This window comes from Neolewinella agarilytica (genome assembly GCF_900110645.1).
Lineage (GTDB): Bacteria > Bacteroidota > Bacteroidia > Chitinophagales > Saprospiraceae > Neolewinella > Neolewinella agarilytica.
This window is the reverse complement of sequence record NZ_FOFB01000013.1, coordinates 100,654-119,088: the sequence shown is the minus strand read 5'-3', so window position 1 is coordinate 119,088 and position 18,435 is coordinate 100,654. Positions and strand designations below refer to the sequence as shown.

The window sequence follows — 18,435 nt, the reverse complement described above, 5'->3', positions numbered from 1 at the left end:
TGTTCTCTTACACACCAAAAAACCTGATATGATTCGCGCTTGGATGTCCATTTTGTTTCTGTTTTTCTTCACTCACGTTAGTGCGCAGCACCTTGTTGCTAATATTAATCAAACCAATGGGGGAAGCCGGCCGGATGAATTAATGGGAAATGCCAATTACGGAGTGTTTTTTGCCCGTCCTGACGACACTGCCTTTCAGTTGTTCTTTTTGGATACTGCTAGTGACAGTTTAAAACGTTTTGGTACAGATATACCAATTCAAATCGACGACATAATCTGGGATAGTAAGTTGATCGGAGATGATGTTTATTTTCGAACATTTAATTTTGAAAGAGCGGAAGAAACCTTTCACCGAGCTAACCTTACTTCAGATAGCTTGTTTACGCTTGCGCAACTAGGTGCCTCTGGATCTTCCTCAGGAATTAACAACTTTACTCCCTTAGATGATGGAACGCAAGAAGTGTTGTTCATTCATAGGAATGAGGCTTATACTTTCCAGCTTTTCCGGACGGACGGATCGAGTGAGGGGACTCACTATTTGACAGATTTGCCCGATAACCAGTTTGTTAGTCAAATCGCAACTCAAGGCACATTTGCGTATCTGGTTTACCCGGCTGATTTTTTTGAAGGCCGACCCGCTTCTCTTTACCTCAACGAAGGAGTAAATACTACACCCGTCGATTTGCCTTTGCAGACAGACTTTGGGCTTGAAGTAACTCCCTTTGGCAATAAAGTACTACTGTCTGGTTTTAGCAGGGATAGTTTTACACACCTGCTTGCGGATCCTGGTTTGTCTGAATTCCGAAGCTTATCCACTTTTTCCAGCGATACGAATACGCTATTTTTACGCACTGCTTTTATCTCTGGCGATCAGGTTTATTATACTCGTAATGGGGAAAACTTTGCTCATGAGTTATTACGCACCGATACATCTGCTACTCGTTTGGACACGGTGGTAAATCTGAATCCTGGCCAAGACTCAGTTGGATATTTTGCTCACACCTATGATTCAGAGTCCGGTCTTCTGTTTTTTTTAGGGCGAAAGACTACAGACGGAAGTGTGAGTCTATATCGTTCGGATTTGACGGAAGCTGGCACCTTTGTTCTTGGTGTCGTTCAACCCGCCGGAGCCTCCATTGCTAACATAGGCACTAGTAATAAACTGGTTAATGGTAAGTTCTATTTTAAAGCATTTCGTACTGAAACCGGCGAAGAACTTTGGGTAAGCGATGGTACGGTAGAAGGAACTAAGGCTGTAGATGATTTAATTCCGGGAGTAGATGACGCGCTTATTGACCAACTTACTAAAGTTGGTGAAAGAGTAATGTTTACGGCCAGTACCATAAACTTCGGACAAGAAGTTCTAATTTCTGACGGCAGTAAAGTGGGGACCCGGCTACTATCAGATATTAATACTAAAGAAGCCGGTTCTAACCCTGGAAGCTTCTTTACCTTCCGGGATACCTTGTTTTTTCGGGCCAATAACGGCTGCAATGGTAGTGAATTGCATAAAAGTGGTGGCTCTGCTGCGACTACTCGGTTGGTCCGGGATATTATTTTGGGCCGTGAGGGCTATTCTATATTCGGCCAGTTAGAGCTTGCGGATAAATTTTATTTCACAGCGAGCGGAACGGGTATTTTGATAGAAAGTGACGGCACTGAATCTGGGACAAAAGAGATTGTTACCAATTCCGTAGAGTTAGGAATTCAAAGCTTATCACCACCCGGGCGAGTTGGCAATCAATTATTAATCACTGCTTTTAGTGGCGTATCGCAAGGGCAAATTTTGTATCGATACAATCCATTAAGTGGTCAGATTGATTCTCTAAAGCGATTGAGTGACATTGGGTTTAATTCTTCGAATAGCCCCTTTATGTCCTTAACGGACTCTGTTACCCTCTTCACGAATCGTAGTAGTAACGGCCTAGTTCTGTACCGTACCGATGGCACTTCTGAAGGTACAGTAGTGCTGCCGTTGAATAATATCTTCGATCCGCGAAGTATTCAAATTAGCAAAGTTGTCAATGGAGTTGGATATATCAAGGTAATAGTTGATTCTTTTAATGAATACCTGTTTAGAACGGATGGCACAGTCGGTGGTACCCGCTTACTCAATAATGTAAGCTTTGATAATATCCGGAAAATATTCACTTATCAGGGAGAGCTCCACTTTTTTGCTGACCAATTCAGTTCAACTAACCTTTACCGTATTGACTCCACAAATCAAATTATCAGGCGGACGGCGCTGTTCAACGGTGCCGGTAGGTTTGCTATGAATGCAGTGGCGAAGGGAGACACAATATTTTTTACCGCAACCACTGAGGCTGCGGGAGCGGAGTTGTGGATCATCCCGGGCCCTGGTCAATTAGCGCGTCAACTCATTGATCTTCGGGCAGGCCCTGACGCTTCTTTTCCTCGGGAGCTAACCTTGCTTTCTGGAAGCCTGTATTTTACCGCTGAGGCTAGTGATGGAAACCGTGACCTGTATGTTTCCGATGGCAGTACTGACGGTACCGTTTTAGTACGAAGTATCTCAAATAGTCAAACCGCCTTTGCTCCATCAAGCTTGTATACACATGATGGATTCCTATACTTCTCGGCAAGGGATACATTATATGGGCAAGAACTATTTCGTTTCGATCCGAGTGATCCAACAAATACTGGAACAGTCGGCGATCCCGATGTTATAGTCGCTCACTGTGCCGCCTTGCCCGATACCACGGTGAATGTTCTAAACACAGTTCTTGACCAAGCACTAAATGTATTTCCCAACCCAACCGCTGATCTACTGACAATTAACCTTGACGGGGTAAGTAATAGAAGTAACCTCCGACTTGCTATCTTCTCGCAAGATGGAAGGAAAATTCTTGAAGGACAGACGACCAGTAACTCCCCAACCATTTCACTGGGTGGACTACCTCCCGGGACTTACTTCCTGCATTTAAGAGACCTAAGAACTGGTGGCTTTGCTATTCGATCTGTTTTGAAGTATTGACGGAGTCTTGGTGGGAAACACGAAGCCTCACATTTGTTCCTGGGGTAACCCTACAAATGGATCACCTCCCCATAAGCCGCTGCGGCAGCCTCCATGATTGCCTCACTCATGGTCGGGTGGGGGTGAACGGTCTTAATGATCTCGTGGCCGGTGGTTTCCAGCTTACGGATGGAGACACATTCGGCGATCATTTCGGTGACGTTGGCACCGATCATGTGGGCACCAAGGAGCTCACCGTATTTGGCGTCAAAGATCAGCTTCACAAAACCTTCCTTTGCACCTGCGGCACTCGCCTTACCACTGGCACTGAAGGGGAATTTCCCAACCTTCAGTTCGTAGCCCGCCTCTTTGGCGGCAGCTTCCGTGTAGCCAACACTGGCAACTTCGGGGATGCAGTAGGTACAACCGGGAATGTTGTTGTAATCAATGGCTTCCGGATTAAGGCCGGCAATAGCTTCCACACAGGTAATTGCCTCAGCACTTGCCACGTGAGCCAGTGCCTGAGTGGGAAGTACATCACCGATGGCGTAAACGCCGGGGACGTTGGTGCGGTACATCTCATCGACTTCGATGAGGCCGCGCTCGGTCTTAATTCCCAGGTCTTCCAGGCCAATGTTTTCCGTATTCGGAGCTACGCCGGCGGCGGAGAGGACCACATCACACTCAATGACGGATTCTTTGCCGCTTTTGCGGTCCTTGGTCGTCACTTTGAGGGTCTTGTTCTTCGTATCAACGGACTCAACACTGGTGTTAGCCAGTACCTTGATGCCTTTCTTTTTGTAAATTTTGGTCAGCTCTTTGCTCACGTCCGCGTCTTCGCGCGGCACGAGGCCTCCGGGCATGAACTCCACTACCGTCACTTCCGTGCCGATACTGGCGTAAACGTAGGCAAACTCGACACCGATGGCACCGGCTCCCACTACGACCATACGCTTGGGTTGCTTCTCCAGGGTCATCGCCTGGCGGTAGCCGATGATCTTCTCTCCGTCGATGGGGAGGTTAGGCAGCGCGCGGGCACGCGCGCCGGTGGCGATGATGATGTGCTCCGCGTCGTAAACAGTAGCCTTACCGCTGGCGGCTTTGACTTCCACCTTCTTACCGCGAAGGAGCTTACCCTCACCCTCAATCACTTCAATCTTGTTCTTACGCATCAGGAAGTTGACGCCCTTGCTCATCCCGTCGGCAACGCCGCGGCTACGACCAATCATAGCACCAAAATCAATCTTCGGCTTACCGACCTTAATGCCGTAATCAGCCGCATGCTCCACGTACTCAAATACCTGGGAACTTTTGATGAGTGCCTTCGTCGGGATACAACCCCAGTTAAGACAGATTCCACCAAGATTTTCTCTTTCCACAATGGCTACTTTCATGCCTAATTGTGAAGCACGAATTGCTGCAACGTAGCCGCCAGGGCCACTGCCAATAACGATGAGATCAAAAGAAGCCATAATGGTTGAAATTTTAATTGGTAGTGTGTATGCTTAAAAACGACGCAAAGGTACGGTAGACGCTTCGCTTTTTAGACAGTTGCTGCGCTCCTTTTTAGACGGCTTCGCCTTTTAGACGAAAGAGATCGCTGCGCTCCTCTTTCTTTTAGACACCGCTTCGCGGTTTTTAGACGCTGCGCTTTTAGAGTTCCGGTCCAGTCTTTACCGAAGCCCTAAAAGCGCGAAGCGTGTCTAAAAAGCCGGAGGCTTTTAAATAATCCCTATCTCTCCCAGGTAACGTTCTGCATCAAGGGCGGCCATACAACCGGTTCCTGCAGCCGTAATGGCCTGGCGGTATACGTGATCGGCCGCGTCGCCGGAAACAAATACTCCCGGAACATTCGTCTTGGTTGAGTTCGGCTGGTGAATCAGGTAGCCGGTATCTTCCATGTCGAGCCAGTCTTTAAACATCGCTGTGTTAGGAACGTGACCGATAGCAACGAAAAAGCCTTCAACGGGGATATCCTGCTTTTCGCCAGTCTTATTGTTAAAGACCCGAACACCCGTTACGGCATCGTCACCAAGGATTTCTTCGGTCTCCGTGTTCCAGTAAATCTTGATGTTCTTCTGCTTCTTGACCCGGTCCTGCATAATCTTAGACGCGCGCATTTCATCGCGGCGGACGAGCATGTGAACGGTCGGGCACAGGTTACTCAGGTAAAGTGCTTCTTCGGCAGCACTGTCACCAGCACCAACGATAGCCGTCTCTTTACCACGGTAGAAAAAACCGTCACAGACGGCACAGGCGCTTACGCCATTGTTCATCAGGCGTTGCTCACTTTCCAGACCGAGCCAGCGGGCACTGGCACCCGTAGAGATAATGACGGTGTGTGACTGAATCTCTTCACCGGTTTCCGTGTAAATTTTATGGATAGGTCCGCTGAAGTCAACTTTGTCAATCAACTCATATTTAACCTCCGTGTTGAAGCGTTCTGCCTGCTTGCGTAGATCCTCCATCATGGCAGGCCCCTGAATACCGTCCGGGTAGCCAGGGAAGTTCTCTACGTCAGTAGTAATCATCAACTGTCCTCCGGGCTCTTTACCGGTATACAGCACGGGGCTGAGATTTGCCCGGGCGGCATAAATGGCAGCTGTGTAGCCGGCAGGGCCGGAGCCGATGATGACGGTCTTTAATGGTTCCTTACTCATGGGGGTATAAATTTTGGGCGAAAGTAAGGAAAACCCGTTTGGCGCAGCATAGTTGTGTTAGACAATTCGAGGATGTCTTTATCCGATAGTTATGGGCAGGACCTCTCTGCTCCTTAAACTTTTCCCTTGCACCTGCGACCGCGCCCCCTTCTTTACTCCCTTTATCCCTTCTCCTTTACTCCCTTACTCCGTCCCGTCCCCCAAACTCTCCGAAGGATCTGCATTATTTGTTTTTCTCAGGACATTATCGATCCGGGTAGCCAGCAGCTGATGATCATAAGCGGAATTTCGGCTCAGAACATTACTCATCAGCGCTACGGCGTAGCGCGTACCGTCGGGTTGCTCCACAATGGCAATGGAGTTCATGTAGTTCATCCGGTTACCCCGGTATTTACCGCAACTGGTGCCGGGTTTACAACCGTAGAGAGAGCCGGACTTGAAGTACACGGCCGCATCGTCCAGCGATTTCGAATAAGCGTAGCGAATCCGTCGGTCGGTCATGTACATTAAACGCTTGATTTCCAGACTGGAAGGGGCGTCAATGACTTTGCCAGACTCCAGCGCTGTCATCCATTTCATCAGGCCATGAACGGTACCGATGCTACCGCCTTTGGGCGGCACAATACCACTGGCCCCCCGCGTAAACATTGTGCCCAACCGCCATTCTTCGTGCTCGATGCCCATGTCCCTCAGTGGCCCGTTCACCACGTCCTCGGCAATGTCCCGTTTCTCGGCCCAGGGCACCTTCTTGAAGTAGTCCATCATCTCTTCGTACGTCAGTTCGGGGTATTTGTCTCCAAACACGCGCATCAGGATGGCTTCCCGCCAGACAATACTTGCCGCACCGTTATTGCTCACGGACAGCATGTGATCAACCCATTCATACAGGGTGAACTCATCTCCTTCATTTACTCTGCTTCTGGCATAGCGTTCTTTTTCCACGTCAAACCTGGGGATGGTATGATGATCATAGACGCCGAAGGGGCCGGCTTTGACGACCTTCTTTTTCATCAGATCAAAGCGCTTGCCAACGTCGTCCACGTACAGGTTTTCGAGCTCACAGAAAAAGGCAGTGGCCACGGCCAGTTTGCCGACAGATCCGGGTTGGTAACCAGCATCGGGGTTGCGAACGGCGTAGCGGGGTTCCCGGCCCGGGGTCATGTCGTACACCGCCAGAGAATAACTCTTATGGAAAATGGGAAGGATGTCTTCCAGCTCTTTCTGCAGCGCTTCATCCGGCTCGGGGAGTTCCTGCACGGGCTTAGCCATCAGGTTCAGGCGTACATATTCCAAGGGATGGCGGGCACCCGGGCGTAGTTGCCGAACGAGCCGGCTGCTGTCCATCGTCGTCAGGTACTGCAGCCGGGAGATGCCCGAGCGTTCGTAGCCATCGATTGGGTAGGAGTCAGCAGGAACAGATGGGTATACTAGCAGCACAAGAATTAGCAGTGCCAGCGCAAGGCGCATTTTCATGGTTGGTGATTTCGGCATAAAGATAGAGCGGCTCGACGAGGGGCAATGTTCTTTTTTGGATGCTCATTGTTTTTTGGGCGCAGAACGCAGGTGCAAGGGGAAAGGTGAAAGAGCAGGGGGAGGTGGCAGGAGGAATTTTAATCCCGGGGGCCAGACTACCGTCTTGGTTCTTCGACCGGCTCGTAGTGATGGCGGAGGCCGAAAAAGTTAATTGACGGCTCGTGCATCTCGCTGTGTACACAAAATGATAGTTCAATGGCGTATTTGCGCTAAATTGTTTATATTTGCCAATAAACAAAACAAAATGCAGCTCAATTTACTTTCTTGCGGACAGGATCGCCCCGACCGCCGGGCTATCGCCCGGACTTTGGAGGACATTGCCGATGGCCTCGACTACAACCTCGCCAATGAACTCACCAATATCCTGATCGAAGGCTCGCCCGTGGATATTGAAGTAAGCTTTAACGAAAGTTCCGCTTTCCGCTCACTACGGAAATTGCAGATTGACTATGAGATTGTGGAGTAGTCAATGAATAATCTCCGTGATATTGCTACCGTATTTTTGGCGGACGAAGTAGACTTCGCTGAACTCTATCAGGCTATCGATGACTTCCGGGTCTGTTTACTTGACCTAACCCAACTGGGGTTAGATGACGATTCCCTGAGAAATGATGTTCATTTGTCTGAGGGGTTGGCTATTGGAACGGAGTGGGCCGTACGTTGTGTTGATGACATACTGCGCACTAAGCGATTTGTGAAAGGTCTCGCAGAAGCGATTGATTATCAGCTCAACCAGGGGCTCAAGCCAATAGAATTGCTGTATGCAGGATCTGGCCCTTTTGCGACTCTGGCCCTTCCTTTACTTTTCAGGTATTCTCCGGAAGAACTTCAGCTTACGCTGGTGGAAATTAATGAAGTTAGCTTCAAGACCGTCCGGAGGGTTTTTGAGGGCGATGATTTCAGACCTTATCTTAGGGCGCTTTACCAGGCAGATGCGACGACGCTTCAGTTGAATGACCCAGAAAGATATGACATCCTGCTAAGCGAAACAATGCAGTACGCTTTGCAAAAGGAACCTCAGGTGGCCATAACTCTAAATCTGTTACCTCAGCTGCGGGAAGATGCTCTGTTGATTCCAGCGGAAATCAGTCTGCACCTTGCTGCCATAGAATACGGTAGTACGGGGACCGTCAAGTCCAGAGCGCTAGCTGAATTGCTGGTTATTAGCCGGAAGGCACTGTCCGGCCATCCTCCGCTTTTGCAGGACGGAGCAACTCAGTTTCCTATGATAGAGCATCAACTTGTTGATGAGGATATTGCCAATGCTCACAAGTTGGGAATCTCAACGACTATCAAAATATTTGGGACCCAATCTTTAGGTCTGAATGAATCCGGCTTAACGATTCCGAAGGCTGTTTTTAATACGGATTCATTACCGGTGGGCAGGAAGATGATTTCCGCTCAGTACCATCTTGGTGCAGTACCCGGTATGATTTTGACGGTCACTTGATCCACGGTAATTGTCCGATCTTTATTTTGCCTCCAAAGCCTCCAAAGCCTCCAAAGCCTCCAAAGCCTCCAAAGCCTCCAAAGCCTCCAAAGCCTCCAAAGCCTCCAAAATGCGGTAGCCCAAAAGACCAAAGAACCAAAAGACCAAAAGACTACTTCCTCTTCTTATTCTTCTTATTCCCCTTAGGCTTCGCCCCCCGCGACTGTGGTTTCTTGTACTTCAGCATCATCGTTGCCCGTTTGCCCATTCGAACGTTCACCTTCTGGTTTCGCTCCGCCTTTTCATGAAAGGCAGCCCGCTCCGGGTCAATGTCGAAAAACTCGGTATTCTCCGCCACATACTCTGGTTCCATTTCCAGTGGGATGAGGACGTCGGACAGCTCTACGCCTTCCGGTAGCGGACGAACTTCAATGGGGCGCCCCATCAATTCCTCGATGGCTGCTTTAGCTTCTTTTTCGGCCTCTGAGAAGAAGGTGATCGCTACACCCTTCTCTTTGGCGCGGCCGGTACGGCCGACGCGGTGAATGTGCTTTTCCTGATTGTCCGATACATCAAAGTTGATGACGTGGGTAATGCCGGAGACGTCCAGTCCGCGGGCTACAATATCGGTGGCAATCAGGCATTGATAGGTACCATCCTCAAAGGTGGCTACCGTATTAAAACGGTTGTTTTGCGACTTTGAAGAGTGAATTACGCCTACTGCTTCTCCAAATACAGGTTCTAATCGCTCATAGAGCGCATCGGCCATTTTTCGGGTAGAGGCGAAAGCTAACACCTTCGTCATTTCTGCTCGGTTTTTTAGCAAGTATTCCAGCAGGTTGGCCTTGGAGTTGAAGTTGGGGACTTCAAAAGAGAACTGGTCAATATTTTCCAGTGGTGCACCGGAGGGCGCCGTTTCAATTACTTCGTAGTAGTCAGTGAACTGCCTGATGGTTCCCATCACTTCTTCCACCATGGTTGCGGAGAAGAAAAGGTGTTGCCTTTTTTTGGGCAGGAAGTCAACGATGTCGTTGAGTTGTGTCCGAAATCCGAGGTCAAGCATCTCGTCAACTTCGTCCAGAATAAGGCGCTTGACGTTCTTCAGCTTCAGAACGCCGTCTTTGAGCAGGTCTACCAGGCGACCCGGGGTTCCCACTACGAAGTCTACCCCGACTTCAATCTCTGCCTTATTCGATTTGATGTTGGTTCCTCCATAGACGCCAGCAACTTCGACGCTCATGAATTGGGTGAGTTTTTCAATCTCGGTAACCACTTGCTGTACGAGTTCCCGGGTAGGTACGATGATGAGTACCTGAGGGAAAGGCGACTTCGTGAATTGCCACAACTTGAGCGCAGGTAGGAGGTAGGCATAGGTCTTACCCGTTCCGGTTTGGGCGATGCCGATAACATCCCGACCAGCCATGATGGGGGAGAAGGCCTTGGCCTGAATGGCAGTAGGCGTCTCCAGTCCGAGTTCTTCAAGGGCATTCCAGAGTGGGCGGTTCAGGTTGAGTTCGGCAAATGTCATACGCAAAGATATACCTTGCTGCGGTAGTCAGAGTAGTGATTAACCCTGCTCTTTAAAAACCGTCCGCTGCACCCGCGGAATCGCCCCGCCTCCCTTGCAGAATTTACCTGAACTTCAAAGGCGCCAGTGTCTTCTGTCCGACTTTAAATTTAGTTACCATCATCAGATAGGTTGAATTGGGCTACTTTTAGGCATTATTTACAGGGAACTCAGGTACAATTTAAAATGAAACGATTACTATTTTTAGTAAGCCTGGTTGGGCTTACCGCAACTTTAGTTGCACAAAAGCCAATGGCTGACCGCGGACTTACTTTAGGAGTAGAGGCCGAAAAAGGCAGCTTCGTTACAGGGAAAGAACGGCTCGACGCTACCACCGGTAAGGCCTTAGTCATTTATCAAACCGACAAAAAGGTGGCTAAGGCATCGCCTCTGGAGATGGCCATGGAATACCTTGGCCGGTCAACGGCTAAACTAGGCCTTACTACTGCGGACCTCGAAAACCTCGAATTCAAGGTCGCCCGCGAGCGCCCGGCCGGAACAACGGTCCGGCTAAAACAGACCTGGAAAGGAGTACCGGTTTGGAAGGGAGGAATCTCCCTCACGGTTTTCCCTGATCAGTCCGTAGGCATGGTGAATAACGAATTCGTTGCCGGGGTGAACCTCGCCTCCGTCAGCCCCGCCATTAATTCCACGGCTGCACGTAACGTAGCGGCTCAGCATCTTCAGATTACGGGTGACATCCACTTTGAAACTCAGGATCTTGTTATTGTAGCCCTAAAGGAAGTGCCTTATCTGGCCCACCGTATTGTTATTTCCAGCAATGCTCCACAGGGCGAATGGGAGTCTTTCGTAGATGCACAAACCGGGGAGCTGTTAAAAGTGTCTGATATCGCTTTTTACTACCGGCACGATGAAGAACACGGGCATGGACACGGGCAGGAGCCCGAAGCGCTGCCCTTTCCCATGATGGTAAACGGCACCGGAAACGTTTTTGACCCGGATCCACTTACCACTGCGGGGGTAAGTTATTTCACCAGCGGGTACAGTGATGCGAACGATGCTAACAGCCCTAATCTGGTCGCTGAGCAGGTTTCGGTTACCTTACTCGATATCACTTTTAGTGGTGGGCAATACCATTTGATTGGTCCGTACGCTGAAATAGTAGACCATGAGAGCCCGTTTAGAGGACTGTTTTCTCAAGCCACCCCCAATTGGAACTTCAATCGGTCGGATAATGCTTTTGAGGCGGCCAATGTCTACTACCACGTAGATGCCTCCATGCGTTACCTGAACGAAACACTAGGCCTCGATGTGAGCCCGTCAGAATATACTGGTGGGGTCCAATTCGATCCATCGGGTGTTAACAATGATGACCAATCCTATTATACTGGCACTACCCAACGAATTATCTTCGGAGACGGCGGAGTCGATGATGCAGAGGATTCTGACGTAATTCACCATGAGCTTGGCCACGGCCTTCATGACTGGTTTACTGACGGTGGCCTTTCTCAGGTAAATGGTCTGAGTGAAGGGTCCGGTGATTACTGGGCAGCATCTTACAACCGCTCTTTTGGGTTGTGGGACCCCGCCGACGACGGCTACGACCACGTGTTTACCTGGGATGGACACAACGAATTCTGGTCCGGGCGCAGAGTGGATGATTCTCGTTCTTACCCAAGTGGTCTGGTTGGCCAAATCCACAACGATGGCCAAATCTGGGCCTCCGCTATGATGCAGATTTGGGACGCCGTAGGTAAGATGAAGACGGACATGATGTTCTGGTCCGGGATTGCCATGACAAGTGGAAGCTCTTCTCAGAACGACGCGGCGGTTGCTGTATACGAAGCTTCCCGGGTGTTACCTGGCTGCACTAACGCAGAAGTGCTTATGGTGCATACCATCTTATCGAACCGGGGCTACACCTTGCCTGCTTTTGAGGCTTTGTTACCGGTTGATTGGCTGTCCGTAACGGCTACACCGCAGGACAAGACGATCCTGGTACAGTGGGCTACGGTAATGGAGACGGACAATGATTACTTTACCGTTGAGCGGTCAACGGACAATGGGGCGACTTTTGCTGCCATCGGTCGTGTAGTGCCCAATGAGAGCGGGCAGTATGAGCTGACGGATGCTTCACCCTACGCCGGCTTAAACCATTACCGGGTGCGCCAGACGGACTTTGATGGAGAATTTTCTTTCTCTGAAGTTGTAACGGCTTCCCTGGCAGGCGAAGCGCTTTGGTCTTTGTCTCCGAACCCCGTGGTAGATATGCTTACCGTCCGCTTTCCGGAAACGGACAATGCAAAGGTCAATAACCTACAGGTATTGGACTTGAGCGGTCGGGAGGTAATGCGCGTCGATCAACTGAAGGCTGGCGGACGACTATCCGTTAGCAGCCTGCCTCCGGGCGTTTACTTACTGCGGAGTGCGTTAGGGTCTTTACGGTTTGTGAAGAAGTAGACGCTGGCTTTTCAGCAAGACGCATAAACAGAGATGCCCGTAGAAGTCGATTGCTTCTACGGGCATTTTGTTGGGTCAAATGTCACTAAGCGGGCGCGTACGCAGGTGCAGAGAAGGGTAGGAGGCAATGAAGTATTCAGCTATCGCTCTTTGCACAAGCGACTACCTCGACTTCCACCAGAGCTCCATGGTGTAATTCCCTGCTGGGGACCACGCAGCGTGCGGGTTTGTGGGCTCCGAAGAAGCCGGCATAAATACGGTTAACCTCTGGCCAGTAAGCCACGTCCGGGATATAGATACGAGCCTGAATCACATGGTTGCGGTCGCTGCCCGCACAGAGGAGAAGTTGTTCGACTTTCCCGAGTGCCAGCAGAAGTTGTGCTTCGAGGCCGTCCGGCATACTCCCATCGGGGAGCGTTGGGAGCTGACCGGAGACATAGAGAGTGCCCTGGTGCTCCATAATGGGACTGTAGTGCCCCTTTGGTGTGGGGATGTCGGGGTGCTGGATGATTTTCATAGGAGCTAAGATAGCGTCTTTGGGCGGAGGAGTTCCAGCTCCGAACCGGGCAAGGGAGCGAAGCGATTTTGTCTCATCCATGGCTTCCAACAATAAGAAAGCTACTGCGCATACCTGCTCCGGGAGCCTGTGGCCCCATTCGTGTTCGGAGCTGGAGCTTCTTTGCTCCCAAAAACTCCCCCTTGCACCCGCGGCCGCGCCCGCTTAATCCCGCCACACAAAGGGGAATAACACCAGGCCAACCGCCATGGCCAGCAAATCGATCGCTACTGCGAGTAGCAGATAAGAGGATTCCTGGCCCGAAGTGAGCCCAACCGCATAACCACCGGCATTTACCAACAGAAAAAGCAGCGGGATGATGAGCGGAAAAGAAAGAACCGCCATCAGGGTTCCGTTACCGCCGGCCCGGGCGGCTACGGCCGCCACAAAGGTCAGGATGGCCGATAGGCCGATGCCTCCGAGCAGTAAGGCCAGCGTGAAATAGGCGGGTTCGAACACGTAGTTCTCCGCCGCAAAAAAACTAAGCAGTGCCCAGCTGAGACCACTGATAAGCCAAATGATCAGTGTGTTGTAGAGGAGTTTACTGACGAGCAGGGCCTCCGGGCTGGCCAGCGTGTAGAAGTAGTAATGCCGCCGTCCGCCTTCCCGCAGAAAACTGCGCCCTGAAGCCACCGTGGCTCCGAAAAACAACACTACCCAAAATAGTGCGTTAAAGGTCATGGGGCTAAACTGCCGGACGGCGAAGTAAATCACCACCGTGGTGGCAACGACGTACAGCAATACGCTGCCCAGGGCATAGCGGTTGCGCCATTCTGTTTTAAGCTCCCACCAAAAGAGGTGGCCGATCTGACGGAGAGTGTCCATTTTGCAAAGGTAAGTTGGACGCTTACTATCTTGCGCCATCATTCCGTCAGGCTTTTGCTGAATTAATAATTGTCTTTTCTTTTGAACAAACACTTACTCCTCCTTTGCCTGCTTCTGGTGGCCCTGTCAACCCTTCAGGCGGAACAACTCAAGGTTGTTGCGCAGAAAGGTGATGGCGTCTATGCTATCCTGCGACGATACCAATTGTTGGATTACCCCTGTAACCTGCAGGAGTTCTATCGCCTGAACGGTCTTAAGCAAAACGCGAACCTCTTTGTAGGACGAACGTATGAAATGCCGATTGAAACCATTAACTATAATGGCAAGAGTATTCGAAGCTCAACGGGCAACGACGATTATGCCCGGGCATTGAGTATCCAGTATTATAACGAGGAGTTGTTGGCAAAAGGCGTTCGCCCGAAGGACTTTCGGGAAGACAATGTCTTGTACCTTCCTTTCCATATCGATAATTGTTTTGAGGAAAAGCTAAAGGCAGCTCCGGAAGAAATCACGGACAGTGGTGAAATTAGTAAACCGGAAGGAGGTTTGGTCTCCGCCGAAGGAGCAGTTCCGGAGCAGCAGACTACAACGGCCTTCAGAACCTTTAAAATTTTCGGGGAGAAGTACGCTTATGTCCCTAAAGTAGATGATAAGCTGGCGGGCAGAATCTTTTACATCGTCTCCGGGCACGGCGGCCCGGACCCCGGAACGATAGGGAAGCGGGCAGGGCATTTCCTGCACGAAGATGAGTATGCCTACGATGTCGCTCTGCGCCTGACCCGAAATATCCTGAAGCACGGCGGGACACCCTACATGATCGTCCGGGATACCGACGGGATCCGGGATGATCGTTACCTGAAAGGAGACAAGGATGAGACCGCCTGGGGCGGAAACCCTATCCCTCATGGACAAAAAAACCGACTGGCACAACGGTCCAACATCATCAACCGATTGTATGATGAGAATCTGGCCAAGGGGATCAGTGATCAGACGATGGTTTCCATTCACGTGGACAGTCGTGCCAGTAACAAAAAAATCGACCTGTTCTTTTATCATCACGAAACGGATTTGATTGGTGCTAAACAGGCAGATCGAATGCAAACGGTAGTGCGGCAAAAGTATGATCAGGTTCGTAAGGGGAGGGGATACGCCGGTACGGTCGGGCCACGAGACCTTTATGTCTTGCGCGAAACCAAAACGAGCGGTGTCTTTATCGAATTGGGAAATATTACCAATCCGTCTGATCAGCTCAGAATCGTGGAACCCCGTAACCGTCAGTTAATTGCGGATTGGCTCTGCCAGGGCCTAATTGTTAAATAATAAAAGAGAGGCATTTTTTTCTGCTGCGTAAACAACTTAATGAAATGTACATACGTTTGAGGTGCCACAGCAAGTGGAGAAGTTTTCCCCCTGCACCTCTGCTAAGTGCCTCTTAAGGCCTCGGAAACCAACACCCCTTTCTTTAATTTTTTTCGTAAGTCCCATTTCTCCGGGACTTGCAGAGCTTTGTTTTTGGCTATACTTTTTTAAGTGTCCTTGAAAGGGACCTCGGAAACCAACCTCTTTATTTTTTGCTTTCAGGGCAAGTTCCCCCATTGGGTTCTTGTGTTCGTCTACATTCATGACCATACTTTTTTAAGTGTCCACTGATCACGGACCTCGGAAACTAACAGAAGCATTTTCCTCATAGACTCTTTCCAGACAGTATTCATTTGAATACTTGTGCTCCCACCGTAGTGCGGGGCCTGAACCTTCTATTCACACAAACCAATTTTTGACATATGCATAACGCTATTTTACTGTTTTCACTGCTTTGCACGGCGATGATCACGAACGGGCTTTTTGCCCAGACACTTCGCCCTGCTGATCAGGTACAGGAGATCACCGATGAAACCGGATTTGAAGAATCCTTTAACCTCTTTACCCAGACTAAAAGCCATGCGCCCATCGAAGTTCTCGATCAGGCAGGCGTAGATTACGACGTATTTGAACTTGATGCCGCAGGCCTGACCGATCTTCGGAAAAGTGCCCCGGCGACCCTGCAGATTACCCTGCCCGGAAGTGGTGACCGCCTCGACCTGGTAAGGGCAAACCTCTTCGCTGATGGGTTTCGAATCAGTGAAAGCGAAGGGAACACTTACACTAAGGCCGGCTACGGTTTGCACTACCGTGGCGTTGTTGCCGGAGACAAATCAAGCGTTGTGGCCCTCTCCGTCTTTGAAGATGAGGTGAGTGGAATGATTGCCAACGCCGAAGGCAACTTTGTGCTGGGAAAACTGACGAAGTCTTCCAGCCACGTCCTCTACAACGATAAAGACCTGCCTACGCCTGACCTGGGCGAATGTGCAACGGAGGATAGTGGAATACCCTACAGCCCCAAAGAATTGCTGGACCTTGATACTCAGCAGAAGGATGCCAATAACTGTGTCAATGTCTATCTGGAGGTTGACAATAGCATCTACACCCAACGGGGAAGTAACTCTGCCAACGTTACGGTCTTCATGACCGGCCTGTTCAATCAGGTAGCTACCCTCTACGCCAATGAGAATATCAATCTGGTGATGAGTGAGTTGTACATTTGGACAAGCAACGACCCCTACAACAGCAGCAGCAGTACCGGAAATCTGAATGCCTTCATGAATAACCGTAGTAGTTTCAATGGAGACATCGCTCACCTGGTCTCCTTTCAGGCCAGTGGTGGAGTTGCCTACGTTGATGTACTGTGCGCAACCCAATTTGCGTATGGCTTCAGCTCGATCAACAACAGCTACCAGAGTGTACCTTCTTACAGCTGGTCGGTCAACGTAATGGCTCACGAGATTGGTCATAACTTTGGCTCTCAGCATACCCATGCTTGTGTGTGGAATGGTAACAATACGGCCCTGGATGCCTGCCGGACTACCGAAGGTGGTTGTGCTGCTACGGAGTCTCGTCCCAGTGGCGGCGGCACGATTATGAGTTACTGTCACCTCACCTCTGTTGGCGTAAACTTCAACAAAGGATTCGGTACCCAACCCGGAAACCTGATGCGTAACCGGGCTTATAACGGCTCTTGCCTGTCCAACTGTTCCAGTGGTGGAGGTGGTGGAACTGGCGGCGGCGGTAACGGCGGCAGCGGTTCCGGCGGTGGCTCGGGCGGTGGTTCCGGCGGTGGTTCTGGCTGTACGGATGCGGTAACGACCATTACCATTAAGACGGACAATTACCCAGGGGAAACCACCTGGGCGCTGAAAAACGCAGCGGGATCAACCCTTGCCAGTGGAGGCCCATATGCGACCCTTGGAGCAACCTTTACTCAGGAGCTCTGCCTGCCCGCCGGCTGCTATGACTTTGTGATTAACGATACCTACGGCGACGGCATCTGCTGCGCTTACGGTAATGGCTCCTTTAATATCAATGTTGAGGGCACTGACGTGGTTTCGGGTGGCAGCTTCCGCTTTACCACGACGGAAAACTTCTGTATCACCAACTCCGGCGATGACGGCAATGGCGACGGCGACGGTGGTGGAGATGAAGGTGGTGATGACGATAATGGCGGCGATGATACTGCCTGTAACGCTATCAGCTTCATTGACTACCCACCTGTTTCTTACGGCTCCAGCCAGGACCGCGGTCCGGTGACTGTTATGAACAGTACCACCATCCGCTTGGAGAATAACGCCTGGAAAGCTTTGATGCTGGACTATACAGTGACCGCCAACACGATCATTGAATTTGAATTCGGATCAACCCGCCAGGGAGAAATTCATGGCATCGGTTTTGATAATGATAACAGGATCAGCTCTAACCAGACTTTCCGGCTCTATGGTAGCCAAACCTGGGGGCGGGGTAATTTTGACACCTACACGAACATCGGAACCTGGGAATCTTTCACTATTCCCGTCGGCCAGTTTTACCGGGGCGATTTTAACCGCTTGTTCTTTACGGCTGACCATGACGGCGGCGCGCAGAACGGTACGTCTTACTTCCGCAATATCCGTATCTATGAAGGCAGCTCTTGTGTCGCTTTGCTAACGGAAGAAGGACAGGCCATTGAGGACGATACTCCGCTTACCACCTCCACGGTCATGGAGCAGTTGACACTGTTCCCGAACCCCGCTTCAGATCAGGTTAACGTTGACCTGACGACAGCTGCTTCCGGGCCAGCCACTCTCCGCATTGTTGATCTGCGTGGTCGTACACTTTTACAGCAGAAGATGGAGCTGAGCGCCGGCAATCAACGTCTTGGCGTTCCCGTCGGGAACCTGCCCACAGGTGCCTACCTGCTCCGGATCGATGGCCAGCAGGCTTATCAGGCTACGGCTCGGTTTACGGTGGCGAGGTAGGACCACTGACGGAAGGGACGGAGATTGCAGAGGCAAGGCATGCCTTGCCTCTGTAATTTGGCCTTTTTCCGGCCCCGATTCCTCCGGAATCGTGGTAAAAACCCGATGGAACACCCTACTCCTGGTGAGCCACTAATCCTGGGCC

Annotated in this window: 14 protein-coding genes; 7 read left to right on the top strand and 7 right to left on the bottom strand. The window is 50.6% G+C overall.

Going from position 1 to position 18,435, the window contains the following annotated elements; translation table 11 throughout:
- The first annotated feature begins 28 nt into the window (after window positions 1-28).
- Complete coding sequence (locus BM123_RS12900) at window positions 29-2,995, top strand: T9SS type A sorting domain-containing protein (RefSeq protein ID WP_090169141.1); 2,967 nt, start codon at window positions 29-31, stop codon at window positions 2,993-2,995.
- Between the two features lie 50 nt (window positions 2,996-3,045).
- Here the strand turns inward: BM123_RS12900 and lpdA are convergent, their stop codons facing one another.
- From lpdA to BM123_RS12885, 3 genes are all read right to left on the bottom strand, one after another.
- Window positions 3,046-4,446: a dihydrolipoyl dehydrogenase gene (gene lpdA, locus BM123_RS12895; RefSeq protein ID WP_090169139.1), complete on the bottom strand. Its 1,401-nt coding sequence runs from the start codon at window positions 4,444-4,446 to the stop codon at window positions 3,046-3,048.
- Window positions 4,447-4,695: 249 nt separating this feature from the next.
- Complete coding sequence (trxB, locus tag BM123_RS12890) at window positions 4,696-5,634, bottom strand: thioredoxin-disulfide reductase (protein WP_090169137.1); 939 nt, start codon at window positions 5,632-5,634, stop codon at window positions 4,696-4,698.
- A 183-nt stretch (window positions 5,635-5,817) separates the two neighbouring features.
- On the bottom strand, window positions 5,818-7,107 hold the full coding sequence (locus tag BM123_RS12885; protein ID WP_090169135.1) for a serine hydrolase: 1,290 nt from the start codon (window positions 7,105-7,107) through the stop codon (window positions 5,818-5,820).
- Window positions 7,108-7,166: 59 nt separating this feature from the next.
- Between BM123_RS12885 and BM123_RS24235 the strand changes: the two genes are divergently transcribed.
- The 3 genes from BM123_RS24235 to BM123_RS12875 all read left to right on the top strand — a co-directional run bounded on the left by BM123_RS24235 (window position 7,167) and on the right by BM123_RS12875 (window position 8,617).
- Window positions 7,167-7,322, top strand: a complete 156-nt coding sequence (locus tag BM123_RS24235) for a hypothetical protein (protein ID WP_175489369.1) — start codon at window positions 7,167-7,169, stop codon at window positions 7,320-7,322.
- Window positions 7,323-7,411: 89 nt separating this feature from the next.
- The gene (locus BM123_RS12880; protein ID WP_090169133.1) at window positions 7,412-7,633 is read left to right on the top strand and encodes a hypothetical protein; all 222 of its coding nucleotides are present in this window, start codon (window positions 7,412-7,414) and stop codon (window positions 7,631-7,633) included.
- Window positions 7,634-7,636: 3 nt separating this feature from the next.
- Window positions 7,637-8,617: an SAM-dependent methyltransferase gene (locus BM123_RS12875; RefSeq protein WP_090169132.1), complete on the top strand. Its 981-nt coding sequence runs from the start codon at window positions 7,637-7,639 to the stop codon at window positions 8,615-8,617.
- 151 nt (window positions 8,618-8,768) lie between these two features.
- Here BM123_RS12875 and BM123_RS12870 read toward each other — a convergent pair whose 3' ends face one another.
- Complete coding sequence (locus BM123_RS12870; RefSeq protein WP_090169130.1) at window positions 8,769-10,124, bottom strand: DEAD/DEAH box helicase; 1,356 nt, start codon at window positions 10,122-10,124, stop codon at window positions 8,769-8,771.
- A gap of 225 nt (window positions 10,125-10,349) precedes the next feature.
- Here BM123_RS12870 and BM123_RS12865 point away from each other — a divergent pair, with 225 nt between their 5' ends.
- Window positions 10,350-12,584, top strand: coding sequence for a T9SS type A sorting domain-containing protein (locus BM123_RS12865; RefSeq protein WP_090169129.1), 2,235 nt, complete (start codon window positions 10,350-10,352; stop codon window positions 12,582-12,584).
- Between the two features lie 136 nt (window positions 12,585-12,720).
- Here BM123_RS12865 and BM123_RS12860 read toward each other — a convergent pair whose 3' ends face one another.
- Together BM123_RS12860 and BM123_RS12855 are read right to left on the bottom strand one after the other, a co-directional pair.
- On the bottom strand, window positions 12,721-13,101 hold the full coding sequence (locus BM123_RS12860) for a RidA family protein (RefSeq protein WP_090169127.1): 381 nt from the start codon (window positions 13,099-13,101) through the stop codon (window positions 12,721-12,723).
- A 204-nt stretch (window positions 13,102-13,305) separates the two neighbouring features.
- Complete coding sequence (locus BM123_RS12855) at window positions 13,306-13,965, bottom strand: heme exporter protein CcmB (RefSeq protein ID WP_175489368.1); 660 nt, start codon at window positions 13,963-13,965, stop codon at window positions 13,306-13,308.
- An 81-nt stretch (window positions 13,966-14,046) separates the two neighbouring features.
- On the opposite strand from BM123_RS12855, the gene BM123_RS12850 reads away from it, so the two are divergent.
- Window positions 14,047-15,285: an N-acetylmuramoyl-L-alanine amidase gene (locus BM123_RS12850; protein WP_090169123.1), complete on the top strand. Its 1,239-nt coding sequence runs from the start codon at window positions 14,047-14,049 to the stop codon at window positions 15,283-15,285.
- 36 nt (window positions 15,286-15,321) lie between these two features.
- On the opposite strand, the gene BM123_RS12845 is transcribed toward BM123_RS12850, so the two are convergent.
- A complete protein-coding gene (locus BM123_RS12845) occupies window positions 15,322-15,588 on the bottom strand; it encodes a hypothetical protein (RefSeq protein ID WP_139211877.1) in 267 nt (88 codons plus the stop codon).
- A 158-nt stretch (window positions 15,589-15,746) separates the two neighbouring features.
- On the opposite strand from BM123_RS12845, the gene BM123_RS12840 reads away from it, so the two are divergent.
- Window positions 15,747-18,290 carry a zinc-dependent metalloprotease gene (locus BM123_RS12840; protein WP_090169119.1) on the top strand — a complete coding sequence of 848 codons (2,544 nt, stop codon included), beginning with the start codon at window positions 15,747-15,749 and terminating at the stop codon, window positions 18,288-18,290.
- Window positions 18,291-18,435 lie beyond the last annotated feature (145 nt).

Bases quoted from the DNA above. Each gene is read 5' to 3' on its own strand.
- BM123_RS12870 (WP_090169130.1), bottom strand. From the start codon at position 10,124: ATGACATTTGCCGAACTCAACCTGAACCGCCCACTCTGGAATGCCCTT.
- BM123_RS12880 (WP_090169133.1), top strand. From the start codon at position 7,412: ATGCAGCTCAATTTACTTTCTTGCGGACAGGATCGCCCCGACCGCCGG.
- BM123_RS12840 (WP_090169119.1), top strand. From the start codon at position 15,747: ATGCATAACGCTATTTTACTGTTTTCACTGCTTTGCACGGCGATGATC.
- BM123_RS12860 (WP_090169127.1), bottom strand. From the start codon at position 13,101: ATGAAAATCATCCAGCACCCCGACATCCCCACACCAAAGGGGCACTAC.
- BM123_RS12865 (WP_090169129.1), top strand. From the start codon at position 10,350: ATGAAACGATTACTATTTTTAGTAAGCCTGGTTGGGCTTACCGCAACT.
- BM123_RS12875 (WP_090169132.1), top strand. From the start codon at position 7,637: ATGAATAATCTCCGTGATATTGCTACCGTATTTTTGGCGGACGAAGTA.
- trxB (WP_090169137.1), bottom strand. From the start codon at position 5,634: ATGAGTAAGGAACCATTAAAGACCGTCATCATCGGCTCCGGCCCTGCC.
- BM123_RS12900 (WP_090169141.1), top strand. From the start codon at position 29: ATGATTCGCGCTTGGATGTCCATTTTGTTTCTGTTTTTCTTCACTCAC.
- BM123_RS24235 (WP_175489369.1), top strand. From the start codon at position 7,167: ATGCTCATTGTTTTTTGGGCGCAGAACGCAGGTGCAAGGGGAAAGGTG.
- BM123_RS12845 (WP_139211877.1), bottom strand. From the start codon at position 15,588: ATGAATGTAGACGAACACAAGAACCCAATGGGGGAACTTGCCCTGAAA.
- lpdA (WP_090169139.1), bottom strand. From the start codon at position 4,446: ATGGCTTCTTTTGATCTCATCGTTATTGGCAGTGGCCCTGGCGGCTAC.
- BM123_RS12855 (WP_175489368.1), bottom strand. From the start codon at position 13,965: ATGGACACTCTCCGTCAGATCGGCCACCTCTTTTGGTGGGAGCTTAAA.
- BM123_RS12885 (WP_090169135.1), bottom strand. From the start codon at position 7,107: ATGAAAATGCGCCTTGCGCTGGCACTGCTAATTCTTGTGCTGCTAGTA.